Raw genomic sequence first — 17,259 nt, 5'->3', positions numbered from 1 at the left:
TTTGAAACAACTTCCGCATGATATGCTTATGGATTCCGAATCGCCGTTGCGGCGAAGCGAGTTCCTGCTTGATAGCCTATTTATGAACAGCCGGCCCTTCTCAATGGAGCGGCCGTTGGTAGGAGCAAACCCCTTTCCCGATAGGAGGGGGTTTGCTGAATGTTTACCCTTGTTCCGCCGGGGCGGGAAACGGTCTTTGCCCGGGACCTCACCCGCCTGGTCCGCGATAATAACTTGACAAAACCGGCGACGCATAATAAAAGTTTCCTAGCATAAATGAATCGCTATTCATAGACTCCCTTAACAACTACGGTTCCGTCAACAACCAATCAAGGAGGTGGAAGGAAATGAGTAAAAAATTGATGATTTGCCTGACCGCGGTCATGTTCGTATTCAGCCTGGCCCTTGCCGGCGGAACGGCCGTTGCCCGTGACACCGGTCCGGCGACCATGGTCCTGAAGGCGGAAAAAGGCACCAAACCCGCCAACTTCAACCACAAGAAACACCAGGAAGCCAACAAGTGTACGGTCTGTCACCACAAAAAGGATGCCAACGGCGCCAAGGTGCCCATTGCCGAAGGCGATACCATCGCCAAATGCGCAACCTGCCATAACGCCGAGGTCATGGGTTCCAACAGAAAGCTCAACAGCTTCAAGGGTGTTGCCCATACCATGTGCAAGGGATGCCACAAGAAGGACAAGAAGGGTCCGACCAAGTGTAAGGCATGCCATCCGAAAAAGAAAAAATAATCTTTTTTCAAAAGATCGAACAAAAAAAGGCCGCCCGGAAGGGCGGCCTTTTTTTGTTCAATGTCATCCCCTTGAGACTTTCAGCGACCAACAGCCGGCTGCATCTTGGAAAAATCGCCGATCCGGAGAAACAGCCGGGCAATCCCGGTGAGCAGGTTCAAGCGGTTGCAGCGCAGTTCCTCCTCCTCGGCCATCACCAGCACCTGATCGAAAAACTGATCCACCGGCTCCTTCATCCGCATGATGTCAGCCAGGGCCTGCTGATATTTTTTTTCCTCAAGCAGCGGGGCCACCGTGGCCGCCACCTCGGTAAAGACCCGGTACAGGCGTTCCTCGGCCGGCAGCTGAAAAAGTTCCGGCCGGACCTCGCTCCCATGGTTGTCCTTGACAATATTCATCACCCGCTTAAAGGCCGCGGCCAGCACCGCAAAGGTCGGTTCGTTGCGGATGGCGGCCAGGGCAACGATCCGGCTCCGGCAGTCAACCAGGTCGTCAAAGGAGACCGAGACCACCGCCTCCACCGCCGCGGCCGGGATCCCGGCGGAAATGAGGCTGTGGACAAAACGGCCCTTGATAAACTCCAGGACGTTCTGCCGGACCGTTTCCCGGGGCTCGGTCAACTTGTCGCCATAAAGTTCCAGGGCCGCGCGGACCACCCCGGCAAGTCCCAGTTGGAAGCGCCGGTCCTCGACAATGTGGATAAAGCCCAGGGCCTGCCGCCGCAGCCCGAACGGATCAGCGGTTCCGGAAGGTATCTGGCCGATGCCGAAACAGCCGACAATCGAGTCGAGCCGATCGGCCATGCCCACCAGGGCGCCGACCATGTCCCGGGGCAGTTCCCCGTTGGCCCGTACCGGCCGGTAATGATCCAGGATGGCCTCGGCCACCCGCGGTTCCTCGTTGTCGAGCAGCGCGTAGTCCCGTCCCATGCTCCCCTGCAGTGAGGGAAACTCGTTGACCATGGCGGTGAGCAGATCAGCCTTGGCCAACAGTGCGGCCCGCTCCACCGCCGGGACCAGTTCCGGGGCAAGCCGGCCGGCCAAGATCCCGGCCAGTTGCACCAGCCGGCCGGTCTTTTCCCGCATGGTACCCAGCCTGGCCTGGAAAACAAGCCCTGCCAGGTCATCAACCCGGTCGGCCAGGGTGCGGGTCTGGTCGTCATTAAAAAAGAAAAACGCATCCTCGAGCCGGGCCCGCAGGACCCGCTGGTGCCCGGCCGCGGCCATGGCGCTGTCTTCAATCCGGGTGTTGTTGACCGCGATGAAATTCGGCCGCAGCGCACCGCTGTCATCCACCACGCAGAAATATTTCTGGTGCTCGCGCATGGAGGTGATCAGGACCGAACCGGGCAGGGCCAGGAACCGCTCTTCGAACACGCCGGCCACTGCAAAGGGGTACTCCACCAGGTTGGTGACCGTGTCGATCAGTTCATCATCGGGCCGGGGCTGTCCGGAGACCGCTTCCGCGGCCCGGCCGATTTCCCTGATCACGGCTTCACGCCGCTCACCGGGATCAACAAGCACGTAGTTGGCGCGCAGGGTCTCCAGGTAATGGGCAAAATCATTTATCTCCAGCGCAACCGGCGCCATGAAACGATGCCCGTAGGTAAGACGGCCGGTGGCGATCCCGCCGATCCGAAAGGGAACCACTTTCCCGCCATAAAGGGCGAGCAGCCAGTGGATGGGGCGGGCAAAGCTGATCCGGCCGCCGCCCCAGCGCATGGATTTGGGAAAAGGCAGTTGCAAGGTCAACCCGGGCAGCAGCTCGCCCAGGAGTTTTATGGTGGACTCGCCCTTGATCTGCTTGACCACGGACACATATTCGCCCTTAGCAGTGACAACCAGCTGCAACTCCTCCACCGCAACCCCCTTGGACGCGGCAAAACCGAGAGCAGCCCTGGTCGGGCGGTTGTCCGGGCCGAACGCCGCCTTGCCAGGGGGGCCCAGGAACTCCTGCTGACGATCCGGCTGGCAATCGACCAGGCCGCTGACGCACACCGCCAGCCGCCGCGGGGTGGCCACCGTTCTTATCCCGGCAAAGGAGAGCTGCAGGCCGGCCAGACGGTCGGCCAGCTGTTCCCGCAGACTGTTCAATGCCGGCTGGATAAAACCGGCCGGGATCTCCTCGGTCCCTATTTCAAAAAAAAGCTCGTGCTCCATTTTTCCAATCTTGGCGTTTTGACGTTAAACAGGAGAGACCCTGTAAGTTCCATGGGACCTAATATAAAAAAACTACTCTTCAAGGCCATACTTCTTCACCAGCGGTGAAACCCTGCTGAACGGTTACGGCCATTCCAGGGAGGCAAAGGTGCTGTAGCCCTCGGCCAGGTTCTCGACCATGATCGAAAACCAGCCAATATCAGGGTGGCTGGCCAGTCTTTCACCCAGGGCCTGGGACAGCCCCTCCACGGACAGCGGCAATTGCGGCCTCCCGGCCGTTGTCCGGCCATCCCGGTTCCGGGAGATCACCTCCTCCACCATCTGGATCAGGTCCTCCATCCAGATAAAATGTTTAAACCGCAGCCGGACGGTGGCAAATCCCCAGCGTCCCGGCGAGCGCGGCAGGCCGGCCCCGGCCGGCGTGACTGACAAGGCGGTGATCGGCACCCGGATCTCCATGGTCAGCCGGTCTTCCTCTTCCAGGGAGGCGTGCATCCGGCAATCATACTCGACCATGCCGATCCCATTGCCGCGGCCGCTGCTCTTCTGCAGAAAATAGGGGAATTCCAGCTCCACATGGGCTGCCTGGGCGTTGAGCCGGGTCTTCATCTCCTCCAGCACCTGACGAAAACTCTCCAGATCCACCGCGCCGTGGAAACGGTTCAATATCTCGATGAACCGGCTCATATGGGTACCCTTGAACCGGTGCGGCAGGTTGACGTACATGTTGACGCTGGCCACGGTCCGTTGCACCTTGCGGGCCTTGTCAAGCACGGTGATGGGGTAGGCGATGTCCTTTACCCCCACCTTCTTGATATTGATCCGCCGGTGATCGGCCTGGCTCTGTATATCTTTCATGTTCCCACAACGGACAAAACAAAAAAGACCACTGCCGACCCGGCGGCAGTGGTCGCTTATCCCGCTCCCGGCGGAATCAGGAGAGACAACGCTTGACCGCGGCCTTGAGTTCGGACAGATCAGCCGATTTGACGATATAACCGTCCGAGGCCCAGGCCCCGAGGTCCTGTTTGTACTCATGATAGGCAGTGCTCAGGATCACCGGCAGCTTGGGATTAATCTCCTTCATCCGCCGCAGGACCTCGATCCCGTTCATGTCCGGCATATTGATATCCAGGATCACCAGGTCCGGGGCAATGATCGGCAGTTTATCCAGGGCCTCGGACCCGCCCAGGGCCGAATGGACCTCATAGCCCTCTTCTTCCAGCTCTTCCCGGTAAAGGAGATGGATACCCTCTTCATCGTCCACCAGTAAGATCTTTTTCATAGCTTTCTCCTCTCTCCAGTGGGGTCCATGGCTCATCCGGACCGCGTCGGGGCTCATCGTTACATTTTTTCTTCAACAGCCGACCCGGCCCGCGCTACCCGGGAAGCGCCTCTTTCAGGAACCTGGCCGCATCCTCGGGCGGCATGGGGTTGATGTAAAAACCAGACCCCCACTCAAAACCGGCAATGGTGGTCAATTTCGGCCTGATCTCGAAATGCCAGTGAAAATGCTCAAGGGACTCGGACCGCAGCGGCGCGCCATGGAGCACGAAATTATAGGGAACATTGGGGATACAGGCATCAAGCCGTTGCATGCACTCGGAAAAGACCCGGGCCAGTTCGTCGAACGAGTCCCGGTCCATCATGGTATAGGAAGAGTAATGTTTCTTGGGCAGGACCATCATCTCAAAGGGCGACCGGGGGGCAAAGGGCATGATGGCAATAAACAGATCGTTCTGGCAGACCACCCGGATATCTTCCCTGATCTCCTGCCGGATAATATCGCAGTAGATACACCGCTCCTTGTACCGGTAGTAGGCGAGACTGCCGTCCAGTTCGGAGACGATCATCCGCGGCAGGATCGGCAGGGCGATGAGCTGGGAGTGGGAATGCTCAAGCGATGCTCCGGCGGCCTTGCCGGCGTTTTTGAACACCATCACGTAACGAAAACGGGGATCATGACCGAGATCAATAATCCGGTCGCGGAATGCCCTGAACACATTGGCCACCCGGCCGTGGGACATGGAGACGAAAACATCATCATGGTCCGGGGATTCGATCAACACCTCATGGGCCCCGATGCCGTTCATCTTATCGTATATCCCGACCCCTTCCCGGTTGAGGTCCCCTTCTATCACCAGGGCCGGGTATTTATTGGGAACAACCCGCAGGTCCCAGCCCGGCGAGTTGGCCGGCGCAGCCGGATCCCGGCCGTATACCAGGACCTCGGGCGGGGTGGTGTTCTCGTTTCCCGGACACAGGGGACAGAATCCGCCCTTGGTCTGCGATTCCTCGATAATGAAATCAGTGGGCCGCCGGCTGCGTTCCTTGGAAATAATAATCCAGCGCCCCAATACCGGGTCTTTCCGAAGCTCAGGCATTTTTTCTCAAGCCAGTGGCAGCGCCTGACAGCACCGCCCAATTTCAGAGGGAAGCAACGCGCCCGCGAACCGCAAGCGCGTTGTGGTGCCTTTGCCTAGGACTGCGCGTGCTCACGCTCGTGCTGTTCCTGGGCTGTCTTGCATTTGACACACAGGGTGGTTACCGGGCGGGCCTCAAGCCGCTTGGCCCCGATATTCTCTTCACAGATCTCGCAGACCCCGTAATTTCCGTTATCGATCCGCTCCAGGGCCTCGCGGATCTTGGCCAGTAATTTCCGCTCCCGGTCACGGATTCGGAGTTCAAAGTTCCGGTTCGACTCGGCAGTGGCGCGGTCAGTGGGATCGGGATAATTATCGCTCTGGTCGGTCATCTCCAGGAGGGTCTTCTCCGCCTCATCCAGGATGTTCTGACTCATCTCCTCAAGCTTCTTCTTGAAATAGACCTGTTGTTCCTTGTCCATCTTCGTTCTCCTGATACATTTGCCGGGCAACACCTTGCCCGGTATCGCCTTGCCGCGTGCCGTAAAACATTTATCGGAGCGGGTCTTCTCCGCCTCGGGGCGCCGGGCAGGGGCCGCTTTTTCCACCGGTCTTGCGCAACAGGCGAATATCACCGATCACCATGCCCATGTCAACCGCCTTACACATATCGTAAATCGTCAGCGCGGCCACGGATACCGCGGTCAGGGCCTCCATCTCCACCCCGGTCCTGCCGCGGCTGCGGACCGTGGCCTCAATGACCACTGCACCGCCCGGCTCATCAAAACGAAAAGAAACTTCCACCTTGTTGAGCAGCAGGGAGTGGGTCAGGGGGATCAGGGTATCCACCCGCTTGGCCGCCATGATTCCGGCTATCCGCGCCACCCCCAGCACATCGCCCTTGCCCGCGGTCCCCGCCCTGACCATGGCAAAGGCCTGGGCCGACATGCTGATCAGCCCGGCGGCGACCGCCTCGCGCACCGTGTCCGGTTTGTCCCCCACATCAACCATCCTGGCATTGCCGGACCGGTCAAAGTGGGTCGGTTTCTTTCCGGAAGCAGCTGCATGACCCATGGCCTTGGACCCTCTCCCCTGCCGTTTATATGAAAGCCGTCCCGGACAAGGCACCCTGTCCGATGATAACCAATCACAGGGTAAGGCGCCGGCAATCCGGTAAACTCCAGGCCTGTAAGCGGTTACAGGGTGCCGGAGATGCAAGGCATCGCCAGGTGAGCTATACATCGGTATGCGAACCTGACGATAACACGGCAGATTCGGTGCCCTGTGATCGCTTACATCCGATGAGGTTTTCATTGTTCGTTGCGGCCGCGACCGGCCGTCTGGTCCAGCCGGGGCGGTTAGAGCTTGAACAGCTTCTTCAAGAAACCTTCACCGTGGCCCTCTCCCCCCTTTTCCTGCTCAATCTCGGCAAACTCCTTGAGCAACTCCTTCTGGCGCTTGTTGAGTTTGGTCGGGGTGATCACCCGGATCTCGACAACCATGTCGCCGCGGCCATGGCCGCGGAGATTGGCAACCCCTTCATGTTTCAGGGTAAAGGTCCGGCCGGACTGGGTCCCCTTGGGGATGGTCAGGCTGGCGCTGCCGTGGATGGTCGGCACCTCCAGTTTGCAGCCAAGCGCGGCCTGGGCCATGGCCAGGGGCAGTTGACAGTAGATACTGTCGTCCTGCCGCTGGAAAAACTCGTGGGGCTCGACATGGATCACCACGTACAGGTCCCCTGGTCCGCCGCCCCGGCGGCCACCCTCGCCCTCGCCCCGCAATCGCATCCGGGAGCCGCTATCCACCCCGGCGGGAATTTTCAGAGCAACCTTTTTCTTGTTCCTGACCAGGCCCTCGCCGTTGCAGTCGTTACACGGCTCAACGATCACCTGTCCCTCGCCGCGGCACTGGGGACAGGTGGAACTGATCTGAAAGAAACCCTGGGCCCGGAGAACCTGGCCCCGGCCCTGGCAGGCCGGGCAGGTCTGCGGCTGATATCCCGGCCGCGACCCGGTCCCCTCGCAGGTCCAGCAGGTTTCGCGCCTGGTCAGCTCAACCTGCTTTTCAACCCCATGCACCGCCTCCATAAAGGAGATGGTCAGGTCAAAGCGGAGATCAGCGCCGGGCGCCGGTCCCTGCCTGGTCTGCCGTCTGCCCCCGAACCCGCCGAAGATGTCGCCGAAGATATCGCCGAAACTCGAAAAGATATCCTCGAAATTCCCAGGACCGCTGTACCCGGTATTCTTCAGCCCCTCATGGCCGTATGTATCGTAAATCTGGCGTTTGTGGACATCGCTCAAGACCTCGTAGGCCTCGGTGGCCTCCTTGAATCGTTCCTCAGCTTCCTTGTCACCCCGGTTCCGGTCCGGGTGATATTTCATCGCCAGTTTGCGATACGCCCTCTTTATCTCATCGGCCGAGCCGGACCGCGAGACGCCAAGTAGCTGATAATAATCAGATTCCATAACAACAGACAAAATCAAGCAACCGATTCAGCGATTTTTCCCGGTTCACTTCCCGCACCGGCCTCAACCGCCGGCGCCTGGGGCGGCCGGGCCAGTTCCTTGATGTTGTCAAGGGAAACCTTGCCAGCGGCGATTTCCCGCAGGGCCATCACCACTTCCTTGTTTTTCCGGTCGGTGACCAGTAATTGCGCGCCCTTGCGAAGCTGCTTGATCCGGGCCACCGCCAGATGAACCAGGGCGAACCGATTTTCATCACCTATTCTTTCCAGACAATCCTCAACTGTTATCCTTGCCATATGCCAACCACCTCTCCTGGAGATATTCGCGTGTATTGTGAAAAAACAATGCCTGCTCCCGATGCCTCTGTCCAGCCGGCCGGCGGCCGGGCCGAAAACCGATAAAATATAATCGATCCACCCTGATTGGCAATCTTTTTTATGGAACCGTTCCAACCGGGCCGGCGGCCCGGACAGGATCAGGCTGTAAAGGGGTTGCTGAGCAGCATGGTCTCGGCCCGGTCGGGACCCACCGAGACGATCATCGCCCGCACCCCGGTAATATCTTCGATCCTGCGGATATAGTCCCGGGCCGCCATGGGCAACTCCTCGAATTCGCGGACAGCACCGATCTCCTCCTGCCAGCCGGCCATCTCTTCATAGACCGGCCGCACCCGCTGGGCGGCCAGGATGTTGCCCGGCATCGTCTGATAGGTTTTGCCGCCGTCCTGATACGAGGTGGCGATCTTGAGTCGCGGCTGACCGCTCAAGACGTCGAGCTTGGTCAGGGCCAGTCCGGTCACCCCGTTCAAACGAACCGCATCGTTGGCCACCACGGTGTCCAGCCAACCACAGCGCCGCCGCCGGCCGGTGGTGGCGCCGAACTCGCCGCCCTTCTGCTGAAGGCCGTCGCCCACTGCGTCAAAAAGCTCGGAGGGAAACGGCCCGCTCCCGACCCGGGTGGTGTAGGCCTTGAGAATGCCGATCACCGCGTCGATATGGGCCGGACCGAAACCAGAGCCGATACAGGCGTTGCCGGCCACGGTATTGGAAGAGGTGACAAAGGGATAGGTGCCGTGGTCAATATCGAGCTGGGTGCCCTGGGCTCCCTCAAAGAGGATATGTTTGCCGGCCTTGCGGGCCGTATCAAGCTCCAGGGAGACGTTGCCGATATAGGAGGAAAGCCTGTCCGCATACTGCTGGAACCGGCCGTGAATCTCGTCAAAGGAGACCGGCTCGGCATTGAACCGCCGGGTGAGCATGAAGTTCTTCTCTTCCACGTTCTCCTTGAGCTTGTCCCGGAACAGACCGTCATCCAGGATATCGCCGAACTTGATCCCCTTGCGCAGGATCTTGTCCCCGTAACAGGGTCCGATGCCGCGACCGGTGGTACCGATCTTCTTGTCGCTCTGTTTGCTGGCCTCCTGGGCATGATCCAGGGATTTATGATAGGGCATGATCAGGTGGGCGTTCTCGCTGATCAACAGCCGCTCCGGGTTCACGGCAAGGCCGTTGCCCGCCAGTTTATCCATCTCCTGCAACAGGACCCCGGGGTCGATAACCACCCCATTGCCGATCATGCATCTCTTGTCTTCATACAGGATCCCGGAAGGGATGATATGAAAAATGAACTGTTTCCCCTCGACCACCAGGGTGTGGCCGGCATTGTTGCCGCCCTGGAAACGGACGATACAGTCGGCATAGCGGGTGAGCAGATCAACGATCTTGCCTTTCCCCTCGTCACCCCACTGGGTCCCAACCACAACCACGTTGGCCATTGTCTTCTCCTGCAAAAAACTGATTATTTTTCATAGCGATATAAGTTATCGGCTGAGCCGACTGTCACTGACCTGGTCCCGGGGCCCAGGTTTTTGACGCGACTGTAAACAGGTAAAGGAGACCCCATTCCCGCGCGGCAGACACCCTACCATCGTAATACAAAAAGAGCAATAATAGTAAAAGACCCTGCAAAAGTCAATCAAGCCGGCTGCTGGCCATTATCTCAGCCGCGTCTTGACACCCCCGGACAAATACCGTACATTGCCGCGATACGTCGCGGGGCCGCTCCCCACGGCGATATTGCCGGTCCAGCGCCGTTCCCGGACATGAACACGCGGGCGCTCGCCCCGGCAAACCGGAGCGGCCGGCGGTTCTTGTACCACCTTGTTGATTTCACTTTCCGGCAATTGAAACCTCAGTACTTCTTACGAGATCATCATGTTTGGAATCGGACTCCCCGAATTAATCCTGATCATGGCGGTTGCCCTGGTCGTGGTCGGCCCGGACAAGCTTCCCGAACTGGCCAAGTCTCTGGCCAAGGGCGTTCTTGAGTTGAAAAAGGCGGCCAACACCCTTAAGGAACAACTGCGCGAGGATGACGAGGACAAATCCGCCTGGGACGAGATCACCGAGAACAACGACAAACTGGAACAGGCCTACAAGGGTCTCCCGCCCAGCGTTTTGAGCGCGGAAGCCGCCGAGTATGCGGAGCTGTTTGAACAGCCGGCCGTTGCAGGAAAGACAGCGGAGGGGGCGGAACCGGCGGCGACAGCAGAGGGGGCCAAACCAGCGGCGACAGCAGAGGGGGCCGAACCGGCGGAGGGCACGGAGACCGCCGGCCGGACTGTCCGGGAACCGGAGAGCGGGACGCCCCCCCATGCCCCGGAAGATGAGCGGCCGGCAGGGACCGGTAAAGACAGCGATTCGGCATGACCGCGGAGCCCACCTTACTCCAGAGCCACCTCAGGGAACTGCGGCACCGGGTTTCCGTTGTCTGCCTGGCGATACTCGTTGGCAGCATTGTCGCCTATATCTTTTCCGAGCCGATCAGCCGTTTTTTCATGGCCCCGCTCTTTGTCAGCCGGCCGGAAGCAGTCTCGCTCATCTATACCAACCTCACCGAGGCCTTTATCGCCTACCTGAAACTGTCCGTACTGGTGGGGATTATTTTCAGTTTTCCAGTGCTGCTTTACGAGACCTGGATGTTCGTGGCCCCGGGCCTGACCGGCCGGGAAAAAAGGGTCATGTTCCTGGTCATTTTCTGGGCCAGCCTCCTGTTTGCCGGGGGGGCCGCCTTTGCCTATTTCGTGGTGCTTCCCAAGATGCTCTCCTTTTTCCTGGGATTTGCCAACGAAAACCTTGAACCGCTCCCCAAAATGGGCGGCTACCTGACCTTTGTCGCCCGTACCAGCCTGGCCTTCGGCCTGGCCTTCGAGATTCCCTTTCTGATGGTGGTGGCGAGCAAGACCGGCCTGGTGGCCCCGGCATACTTCCGCGAGCAGCGCAAGTATTATTATCCCGGTCTGCTGGCCCTGGCCCTTCTCCTCAGTGCCGGCGACCTCATGGCCACGCTTCTGCTGGCCTTTCCCCTGGCCGGGCTCTACGAGGCCGGCATCCTGGTCATCCGGGCATTCTCATCTCCTGCTTGAGCAGGCAACATGATATTCGGTAAACAGGGCGGCCGTCCCGGTCATAGCTCAGGTTGTCCGGCTGCAGGAGCTTGTTCATCACGCAGCCCTCAACAATGTCCAGGGTAAAGAGCCGCTGCTCGGTGAGTCCCGGATTAACCAGCAGCCGGTTCTGCTCGATCCGGAAGGCGTTGAGCGGATAATCCTCGCACAGGGGGCAGATGTAGACCCGGCCGTTGGGAAAGATAAAGAAATTCTCCGCCACCCGGCCGGCGCACTGAAAGATCTCATCCTTGTCGAGAAACACCTTGGGAAAGATGACCGTAAGCCCCAGCCCGGCCGCGGCCCTGGCCACCGGCGGCACCACGGCCAGCCATTGCTCCGGGCTCAGCTGCCAGCCCCCGGGCTGGTCCCGGGCGGTCTTGCCGCGAATGCCGATCACCTGGATAAAGAAGCGTTTGACCCCCCAGCGGGCCAGCAGACCGGGCATTTTCCGCAGCTGATCAATGTTGCGGCTGCTCACCGTATAGATCACGCTGACGTTGAATCCCCGGGCCACCGCCTTTTTCAGATTCTCGGTGCAGCGGGCAAAAACCCCCTTTCCCCGGATCGAATCATTGACCTCCGGGGTGGGTCCGTCCAGGCTGAAGCTCAGGAAATCCAGCACCTCGGGGCTGGTATGATCCAGAAGGTCGTGAAAGAGAAAACCGTTGGTATCCACGGTCACCGAGGTGTATCCCAGTCGTTTGGCCTCTTCAATCCCCCAGGCGAGGTCAGGATGCAGGGTGGGCTCGCCGCCGAGCAGGATGAGGTTGGTCTCCTTTTCCGGCGCGGCAAAGAGCCCAAGCCAGGCGCCCAGCCTTTCTCTGGCAACCGGGACGCGGCCATGCCGGTCCGGATTGATATAACAATGCTTGCAGGAAAGGTTGCAACCGGTGAGCAGATGAAAAAAGACATTCCGTTCACCGGGCTTGAATCCCACGGTCTTTGCCTGGGGGGTACTCATTGTTGATGCGCTTCCTTTTCCCCCAGGGCCAGGGTGTATCCGGCCAGGGGACTCTTCTGCCGGTAGGCGTTGTCCGGAGAGGCGAAAAAACGTTTAAACAAGCTCAGACTCTCGTGGCGCAACACCCCCGGCACCAGGGTCACCGCCATCTCCCGGTACAACGGGCCAAGGCCCGCCGGATCGAGACCAGTGCCGCCGCCCAGCACGTCTTCGTAGGCATAGACAATGGTCCTGACCCCGTTTAAAATCAGGGCCGCATAGCACATCAGGCAGGGCTCCATGGTGGAATAAGCGGTAACACCGGCCAGATCCATTCCAGGATATTTTACTGCCAGTTTCCGCAGGGCCACGATCTCGGCATGGTCCAGTTCGTTCACCGTTGCCGGGGTGCTGTTGATCCGGCGGCCCCGGGCCAGGATCACCCCGTCCCGGGCCAGGACGCAGCCCACTGGAAATTCACCGGCCAGCAGGGCCTGTTCGGCCTCGGCCAGGGCCGCGGCCATGAATCGTTGCTGTTCCTCTTTCATTTCTTTTCATCTCGATAATTGTTGGTAAACAGCCCCCGGACCTGATCGACAAGATCGGGCCGGCAGAAAATGGAAAGATGGTCGCCGGCCATGATCTTGGTGTCCCGGGTCGGCACCAGCACCGCGTCATCCCGTTGAATGGTGACCAGGTTGGCCCCGGCCGGCAGGGGTATCTCGGCCAGGGTCAGGTCCTGGCCCGGGTCTCCTTCGGCCACGGTCACCTCCACCAGTTCCACATCGGCAATCCGCCGCAGGGCCATCTGTTCCCGGATCGCCGGGTCCCGGCGTTTCCGCATCAGACCGACATCATAGGCCCGGAGGATGTCACTGCGGCTGATCAGGCCCAGCAGCCTGCGCGGATTGTCCCGGGAGACCACTGGCAGGCGTTCCAGGTCCCGGGGCGACATTTTGCGGATCGCCGCCCAGATCGGCTGGTCGGGAAACACGGTTATCGGATCAGGGGTGGCCACGTCCCAGACCCGCAGGTCCTTGAGCGACACGTCCTTCCGGTGCAGGGTGTGCTCCATTTTTGCAATGGTCCGCTCCATGTCCTGGAGGGTCACGATCCCGTACAGTTCATCGCCCGCCGTAACCGGAAAACCGCGCAGATTGGTCTCCTGGAACATGGCGAACAGCTCGGCCACGCTCTGGTCCTTTTCCACGGTCACCGGGTTCCTGTTCATCATCTCCTCCACCCGGACCCCCTGCATCACGTCCAGGTCCCGGCCCAGGCCGAAACGGATCCCCCGCTTGGCCAGCTTGATGGTATAGATCGATTCCGGCTGCAGCCACTGGGCAACCGAGGAGGCCACCATGCTGGCGGCCATCAGGGGGAGGATCAGGCGATAGTCGTTACTCATCTCAAAAACAATAAGGATGGAGGTGAGCGGCGCCCGGGCCGCGGCGGCAAACACCGCTGCCATTCCCACCAGGGCATAGGCCCCCACCTCGATCCCCATGGCCGGGAAAAACTCCTGGCAGACATGGCCGAAGGCGCCGCCGAGCACGGCGCCGGTGAACAGGGAAGGGGCAAAGACACCGCCGGAGTTGCCCGAGCCCAGGGTAAAAGCCGTGGCCAGCGGCTTTAAGAATATAAGAATCACCAGCAGCCAGAAGGGGGCGCTGCCCTGCAGGACATGGTCGAGAAAGGCAAAGCCGGATCCATAGATATGGGGAATGTTGTCGATCAGGGGCAGACCCAGCCGGGTTTCCGAGCCATAGACCGACACCAGGCTGGTGACATGGGGATAAACATAGGCGAGCAGCCCCAGCAACAGGCCGCCGACCGCCGGCTTGGCATAGGCGGGGAACCGCCAGGAATCGAACATGGTCTCCATGCTGTCAAGGAGCCGGATAAAGCCGACCCCCACCAGGGCGGCCAGGAGCCCCAACAGCACGTAGAGGAGGATCTCCCAGGGCGAATGCAGGACATAGGTGGGGATTTCAAAGGCCGGCCGGGCGCCGAGAAAGACCTGGCTGACAATGGAGGCGGAAACCGAGGCGAGCATCACATTGCCGAAGACCGTGACCTGAAATTCACTCATCAGGATCTCGGTGGCAAAGAGTACCCCGGCAATGGGGGCGTTAAAGGTGGCGGCAATGCCGGCCGCCGCGCCGCAGGCCACCAGGTTCTTGATCCGTTCGTCGGAGAGGCGCAACCACTGCCCCACAGAGGATCCCAGGGTGGATCCGACCTGAACCACCGGCCCTTCCCGGCCGGCCGAGCCGCCGGTACCGATACAGAGGGCCGAGGCAACGATCTTGGCCAGCGCCACCCGGGGACGAATCCGGCCGCCGCATTGAATCAGGGCCTGCATCACCTCGGGCACGCCGTGCCCTTTGGCTTCAGTGGCAAAATAGGCAATGATCGGGCCGCCGGCCAGGGCCCCGATCACCGGAATGACAATGAACCAGATCCGGCCCCACTGGGGAAAGAAGGCACCCAGTTCTCCATAGGCGAACCAGTTGATAAAGGAAATCAACCGGATGAAAATCACCGCGGCCAGTCCGGTACCGGCCCCGACGATCACCGCCAGGACCATCAGGACAAGCTCTTCCCTGGATCTCAGTTTATCGAGGAGGGTGGCCAGATAGCGACGCAGCATCAATATTTCCCGGCCCCGGGAGCCGGGGCGGAATTTTTATTACCGGAGAACCCTGGTTTTAAGGTACAATATCTGATCGAAAAGCAGCCGGCATCCGGACCGGCCGCCGGCACACCGGCAGGCGATCTCCGGCGGTCACTGTTCTTCCCGGTCCTGTCTGATCGTTACCCCAGTTCACCGTATCTGTCAAGGATTGCCGGGCAAAGAGGATTACCGCTGAAACAGGGCCGGCCGGAGATTGTATTTTCAGCCCGGCCCGTCAACCAGCCGCGGAACGAAAAAAAGGAGCCCAGCGTTTTGCAAGCCCTGCTTGAGACAGTCCGGACCAACTGCGCCATCTCCGATGCCCGGGACAACGGGGTCTTTTCCCTCTGTATCCTGGTACTCAAGCTGCGCAACCTCTATAAGTGGGAAACCGGACTCGATCCCTGGGACGAGCCGGAGTCCGGGATACTGCTCGACTGGATCGATGCCAAGGAGAGGTCATGGGAAGGACATGGCCACAAGTCGTTCCTGGCGCTGCCCGTGGATTCCGCCCGGCTCGACCCCTTTGCCACCAGAGAGGCAAACCTCTCCCTGGGGCGTCACGGACTGGTCTACGGCGCCGGCTACGGCCGGTCGCTGAAGGCGATCTTTTTCATCGCCGAAAGGGTGGCGGAACGAAAGATCAACGGCTGCCGGGCGGTCATCCTCGGCCGGGAAAAGGCCCGGGAACTGTCAGCGCCCTTTGCCATGACCCGGGACAACACCATCTATTTCCGGCAGGAGCCGTTCCGCTTCTATCTCTGGGACCAGATCCAGGAGATGCGGCCCTCGGGACGGGAGGGCCTGCTCTTTGCCCTGGGCCATTACGGGTTCCTGGACCAGGACAATTCCCTGGACCCGGCCCGGCTCCGGCAGGGGTTCGATCTCCTGGTAAAAGAGGAGATGGAGACCTATCTCCGGCATGAGGTCGGCGAGATGCAGCCCGGCCCCCTGCCCGGCGCGACCCTGAAAAAGATCATCGCCGCCTTTCCGGCCTCACCGGTGGAGCTTCTGGCCCGGGGGCTCAAGGACATCCTGGCTGACACCCATCCCAAGGGAATGCTCGGTTACATCATCGCCAACCGGCGCGAGGCATCCCTGGGCTTCTACGCCTCCTTTCTCGACGGCCTGCGCAAAAAGCTTTTTATTGAGATCAGACCTGCCTGCCGGAGCTTCATAAAAAACCGGGACTGGCGGGAAATCGACACGGCCCGCCAGAGCTGCCGGCAACGGATCCAGGGCCATGCAACCCGCCTCGCCTCCCTGGCCGGAGAGATAGACACAACGCCGGCAGACGAGATGAAAGAACGGATCCGCCGGGAATTCCTCTGCCCCCTGGGGCTGACGAACCGGTGAGCATGATGGAAATCCAACTCCTTCTGCACGGCGACCTGAACCTCCTGCTGCGGCAGCGGCGCCTGCGGGCCGAAAAAAGGCTCTGTCTTCCGCTCCGGCGCAGGACCTCGATCAAGGACCTGCTGGAGTCGCTGGGCATTCCCCATGCCGAGATATCCCGTCTCGAGGTCAATGGCCGGGAGGTCTCCTTTGCCCATATTGTGGAACCCGGTGATCGAATCGCGGCCCGGCCGCTCACCCCGCCGGTGGACTTCAGCGTGGCCACGAAACTGAGACCCGAGCCGCTTGGCGCGACCCGCTTCCTGGTGGACGTCAACGTGGGCAAGCTGGCCCCCTGGTTACGGATGGCCGGATTCGACACCGGTTATCATCCAGGCCTGGCAGACCGGGACCTTGCCGGACTGGCGGTCCGGGAGGAGCGAATCCTCCTGACCCGGGACAGCGGCCTGCTCAAACACAAGATCGTGGTCTTCGGCCATCTGATCCGGGCCCGGCAGCCTGACGAGCAGCTCCGGGAGGTCGTGCAACTCTTCGGCCTGGGCTCCAGGATCCGTCCTTTCAGCCGCTGCATGCGCTGCAACGGCCAGCTTCAGCCGGTGGCCAGGGAAGAGGTGTTTGACCGCCTTGAACCGCTGACCCGAAAATATTACCATACCTTTACCCGCTGCGAGGAGTGCGACCGAATCTACTGGCCCGGCTCCCACCGGGCACGAATGGCAACCCTTTTAAACGAGTTGACCGGACCGGAAGGAGTTTCCCTGGATTATGCCAAATAAAAAAAATTGCGCTGCTTGACAGCGCCATTCATCGGGCCTTCGGAGACAGTGCCGATCATTGACGGCAAACTCGGGCTTTCCCGCTGGCAGAACATCTTTCTCTGCGAGTTCAACGGCCCCCGCAACCAACGCCGGGTGGTCTGCACCATAATACCGGTTCCAGCCTGAGGGAACGGACCTTGGGTGACCCAGGCTTATGATTACAGCACATCCCAGGGCGTAAACCCCCGCATCTATTTGCAGACCATTTTCCCTTGCCGCCAGAAGCGCCAGCCAGCGGTAAGGTTTCGGTAAACCCCGTACGTTTGAGGTTGGACCGGGAAAGG

General features: G+C 60.3%; 19 protein-coding genes. 7 read left to right on the top strand and 12 right to left on the bottom strand.

Features of this window, described 5'->3' with window-relative positions; translation table 11 throughout:
• Nucleotides 1-28 precede the first annotated feature (28 nt).
• A complete protein-coding gene (locus L3J03_09650; GenBank protein MCF6291241.1) occupies nucleotides 29-238 on the top strand; it encodes a hypothetical protein in 210 nt (69 codons plus the stop codon).
• Nucleotides 239-347: 109 nt separating this feature from the next.
• Nucleotides 348-749 carry a cytochrome c family protein gene (locus L3J03_09645; protein ID MCF6291240.1) on the top strand — a complete coding sequence of 134 codons (402 nt, stop codon included), beginning with the start codon at nucleotides 348-350 and terminating at the stop codon, nucleotides 747-749.
• Between the two features lie 80 nt (nucleotides 750-829).
• Here the strand turns inward: L3J03_09645 and glyS are convergent, their stop codons facing one another.
• The 9 genes from glyS to L3J03_09600 form a co-directional block, all read right to left on the bottom strand.
• Nucleotides 830-2,908, bottom strand: a complete 2,079-nt coding sequence (gene glyS, locus L3J03_09640) for a glycine--tRNA ligase subunit beta (protein MCF6291239.1) — start codon at nucleotides 2,906-2,908, stop codon at nucleotides 830-832.
• A 123-nt stretch (nucleotides 2,909-3,031) separates the two neighbouring features.
• Nucleotides 3,032-3,766 carry a GTP cyclohydrolase, FolE2/MptA family gene (locus L3J03_09635; GenBank protein ID MCF6291238.1) on the bottom strand — a complete coding sequence of 245 codons (735 nt, stop codon included), beginning with the start codon at nucleotides 3,764-3,766 and terminating at the stop codon, nucleotides 3,032-3,034.
• A gap of 76 nt (nucleotides 3,767-3,842) precedes the next feature.
• On the bottom strand, nucleotides 3,843-4,193 hold the full coding sequence (locus L3J03_09630; GenBank protein MCF6291237.1) for a response regulator: 351 nt from the start codon (nucleotides 4,191-4,193) through the stop codon (nucleotides 3,843-3,845).
• A gap of 94 nt (nucleotides 4,194-4,287) precedes the next feature.
• Entirely contained in the window at nucleotides 4,288-5,292 is a 1,005-nt protein-coding gene (galT, locus tag L3J03_09625) for a galactose-1-phosphate uridylyltransferase (GenBank protein ID MCF6291236.1), read from the bottom strand.
• A 95-nt stretch (nucleotides 5,293-5,387) separates the two neighbouring features.
• Nucleotides 5,388-5,753 carry an RNA polymerase-binding protein DksA gene (gene dksA, locus L3J03_09620; protein ID MCF6291235.1) on the bottom strand — a complete coding sequence of 122 codons (366 nt, stop codon included), beginning with the start codon at nucleotides 5,751-5,753 and terminating at the stop codon, nucleotides 5,388-5,390.
• A 70-nt stretch (nucleotides 5,754-5,823) separates the two neighbouring features.
• Complete coding sequence (moaC, locus tag L3J03_09615) at nucleotides 5,824-6,345, bottom strand: cyclic pyranopterin monophosphate synthase MoaC (protein ID MCF6291234.1); 522 nt, start codon at nucleotides 6,343-6,345, stop codon at nucleotides 5,824-5,826.
• 284 nt (nucleotides 6,346-6,629) lie between these two features.
• Nucleotides 6,630-7,736: a molecular chaperone DnaJ gene (gene dnaJ, locus L3J03_09610; protein MCF6291233.1), complete on the bottom strand. Its 1,107-nt coding sequence runs from the start codon at nucleotides 7,734-7,736 to the stop codon at nucleotides 6,630-6,632.
• A gap of 14 nt (nucleotides 7,737-7,750) precedes the next feature.
• The gene (gene rpoZ, locus L3J03_09605) at nucleotides 7,751-8,032 is read right to left on the bottom strand and encodes a DNA-directed RNA polymerase subunit omega (GenBank protein MCF6291232.1); all 282 of its coding nucleotides are present in this window, start codon (nucleotides 8,030-8,032) and stop codon (nucleotides 7,751-7,753) included.
• Nucleotides 8,033-8,211: 179 nt separating this feature from the next.
• Nucleotides 8,212-9,510, bottom strand: coding sequence for an adenylosuccinate synthase (locus tag L3J03_09600; GenBank protein MCF6291231.1), 1,299 nt, complete (start codon nucleotides 9,508-9,510; stop codon nucleotides 8,212-8,214).
• Nucleotides 9,511-9,949: 439 nt separating this feature from the next.
• Between L3J03_09600 and L3J03_09595 the strand changes: the two genes are divergently transcribed.
• Entirely contained in the window at nucleotides 9,950-10,444 is a 495-nt protein-coding gene (locus L3J03_09595; protein MCF6291230.1) for a twin-arginine translocase TatA/TatE family subunit, read from the top strand.
• On the top strand, nucleotides 10,441-11,160 hold the full coding sequence (gene tatC, locus L3J03_09590) for a twin-arginine translocase subunit TatC (protein ID MCF6291229.1): 720 nt from the start codon (nucleotides 10,441-10,443) through the stop codon (nucleotides 11,158-11,160). Before L3J03_09595 ends, tatC begins: the two co-directional genes overlap by 4 nt.
• On the opposite strand, the gene L3J03_09585 is transcribed toward tatC, so the two are convergent.
• The 3 genes from L3J03_09585 to L3J03_09575 are packed head-to-tail and all read right to left on the bottom strand — an operon-like array spanning nucleotide 11,132 to nucleotide 14,777.
• Nucleotides 11,132-12,145, bottom strand: a complete 1,014-nt coding sequence (locus L3J03_09585; GenBank protein ID MCF6291228.1) for a radical SAM protein — start codon at nucleotides 12,143-12,145, stop codon at nucleotides 11,132-11,134. The genes tatC and L3J03_09585 overlap by 29 nt on opposite strands.
• Nucleotides 12,142-12,672: a nucleoside deaminase gene (locus L3J03_09580; protein MCF6291227.1), complete on the bottom strand. Its 531-nt coding sequence runs from the start codon at nucleotides 12,670-12,672 to the stop codon at nucleotides 12,142-12,144. The genes L3J03_09585 and L3J03_09580 overlap by 4 nt, the downstream gene beginning before the upstream one ends.
• Nucleotides 12,669-14,777 (bottom strand): chloride channel protein, encoded by a 2,109-nt coding sequence (locus L3J03_09575; protein ID MCF6291226.1) that lies wholly within the window; start codon nucleotides 14,775-14,777, stop codon nucleotides 12,669-12,671. The genes L3J03_09580 and L3J03_09575 overlap by 4 nt, the downstream gene beginning before the upstream one ends.
• A 297-nt stretch (nucleotides 14,778-15,074) precedes the next feature.
• On the opposite strand from L3J03_09575, the gene L3J03_09570 reads away from it, so the two are divergent.
• Genes L3J03_09570 through L3J03_09560 form a run of 3 tightly spaced genes read left to right on the top strand, consistent with a single transcriptional unit; the run spans nucleotide 15,075 to nucleotide 17,101 of the window.
• Entirely contained in the window at nucleotides 15,075-16,157 is a 1,083-nt protein-coding gene (locus tag L3J03_09570) for a hypothetical protein (GenBank protein ID MCF6291225.1), read from the top strand.
• A 2-nt stretch (nucleotides 16,158-16,159) separates the two neighbouring features.
• Entirely contained in the window at nucleotides 16,160-16,933 is a 774-nt protein-coding gene (locus L3J03_09565; protein ID MCF6291224.1) for a Mut7-C ubiquitin/RNAse domain-containing protein, read from the top strand.
• Between the two features lie 48 nt (nucleotides 16,934-16,981).
• Nucleotides 16,982-17,101, top strand: a complete 120-nt coding sequence (locus L3J03_09560; GenBank protein ID MCF6291223.1) for a YjbQ family protein — start codon at nucleotides 16,982-16,984, stop codon at nucleotides 17,099-17,101.
• Nucleotides 17,102-17,259 lie beyond the last annotated feature (158 nt).

It is taken from the genome of Desulfobacterales bacterium, from assembly GCA_021647905.1.
In the GTDB taxonomy this organism is placed as follows: domain Bacteria; phylum Desulfobacterota; class Desulfobulbia; order Desulfobulbales; family BM004; genus JAKITW01.
The sequence above is the reverse complement of the archived record's forward strand: the minus strand, read 5'-3'. Positions and strand labels throughout refer to the sequence as shown.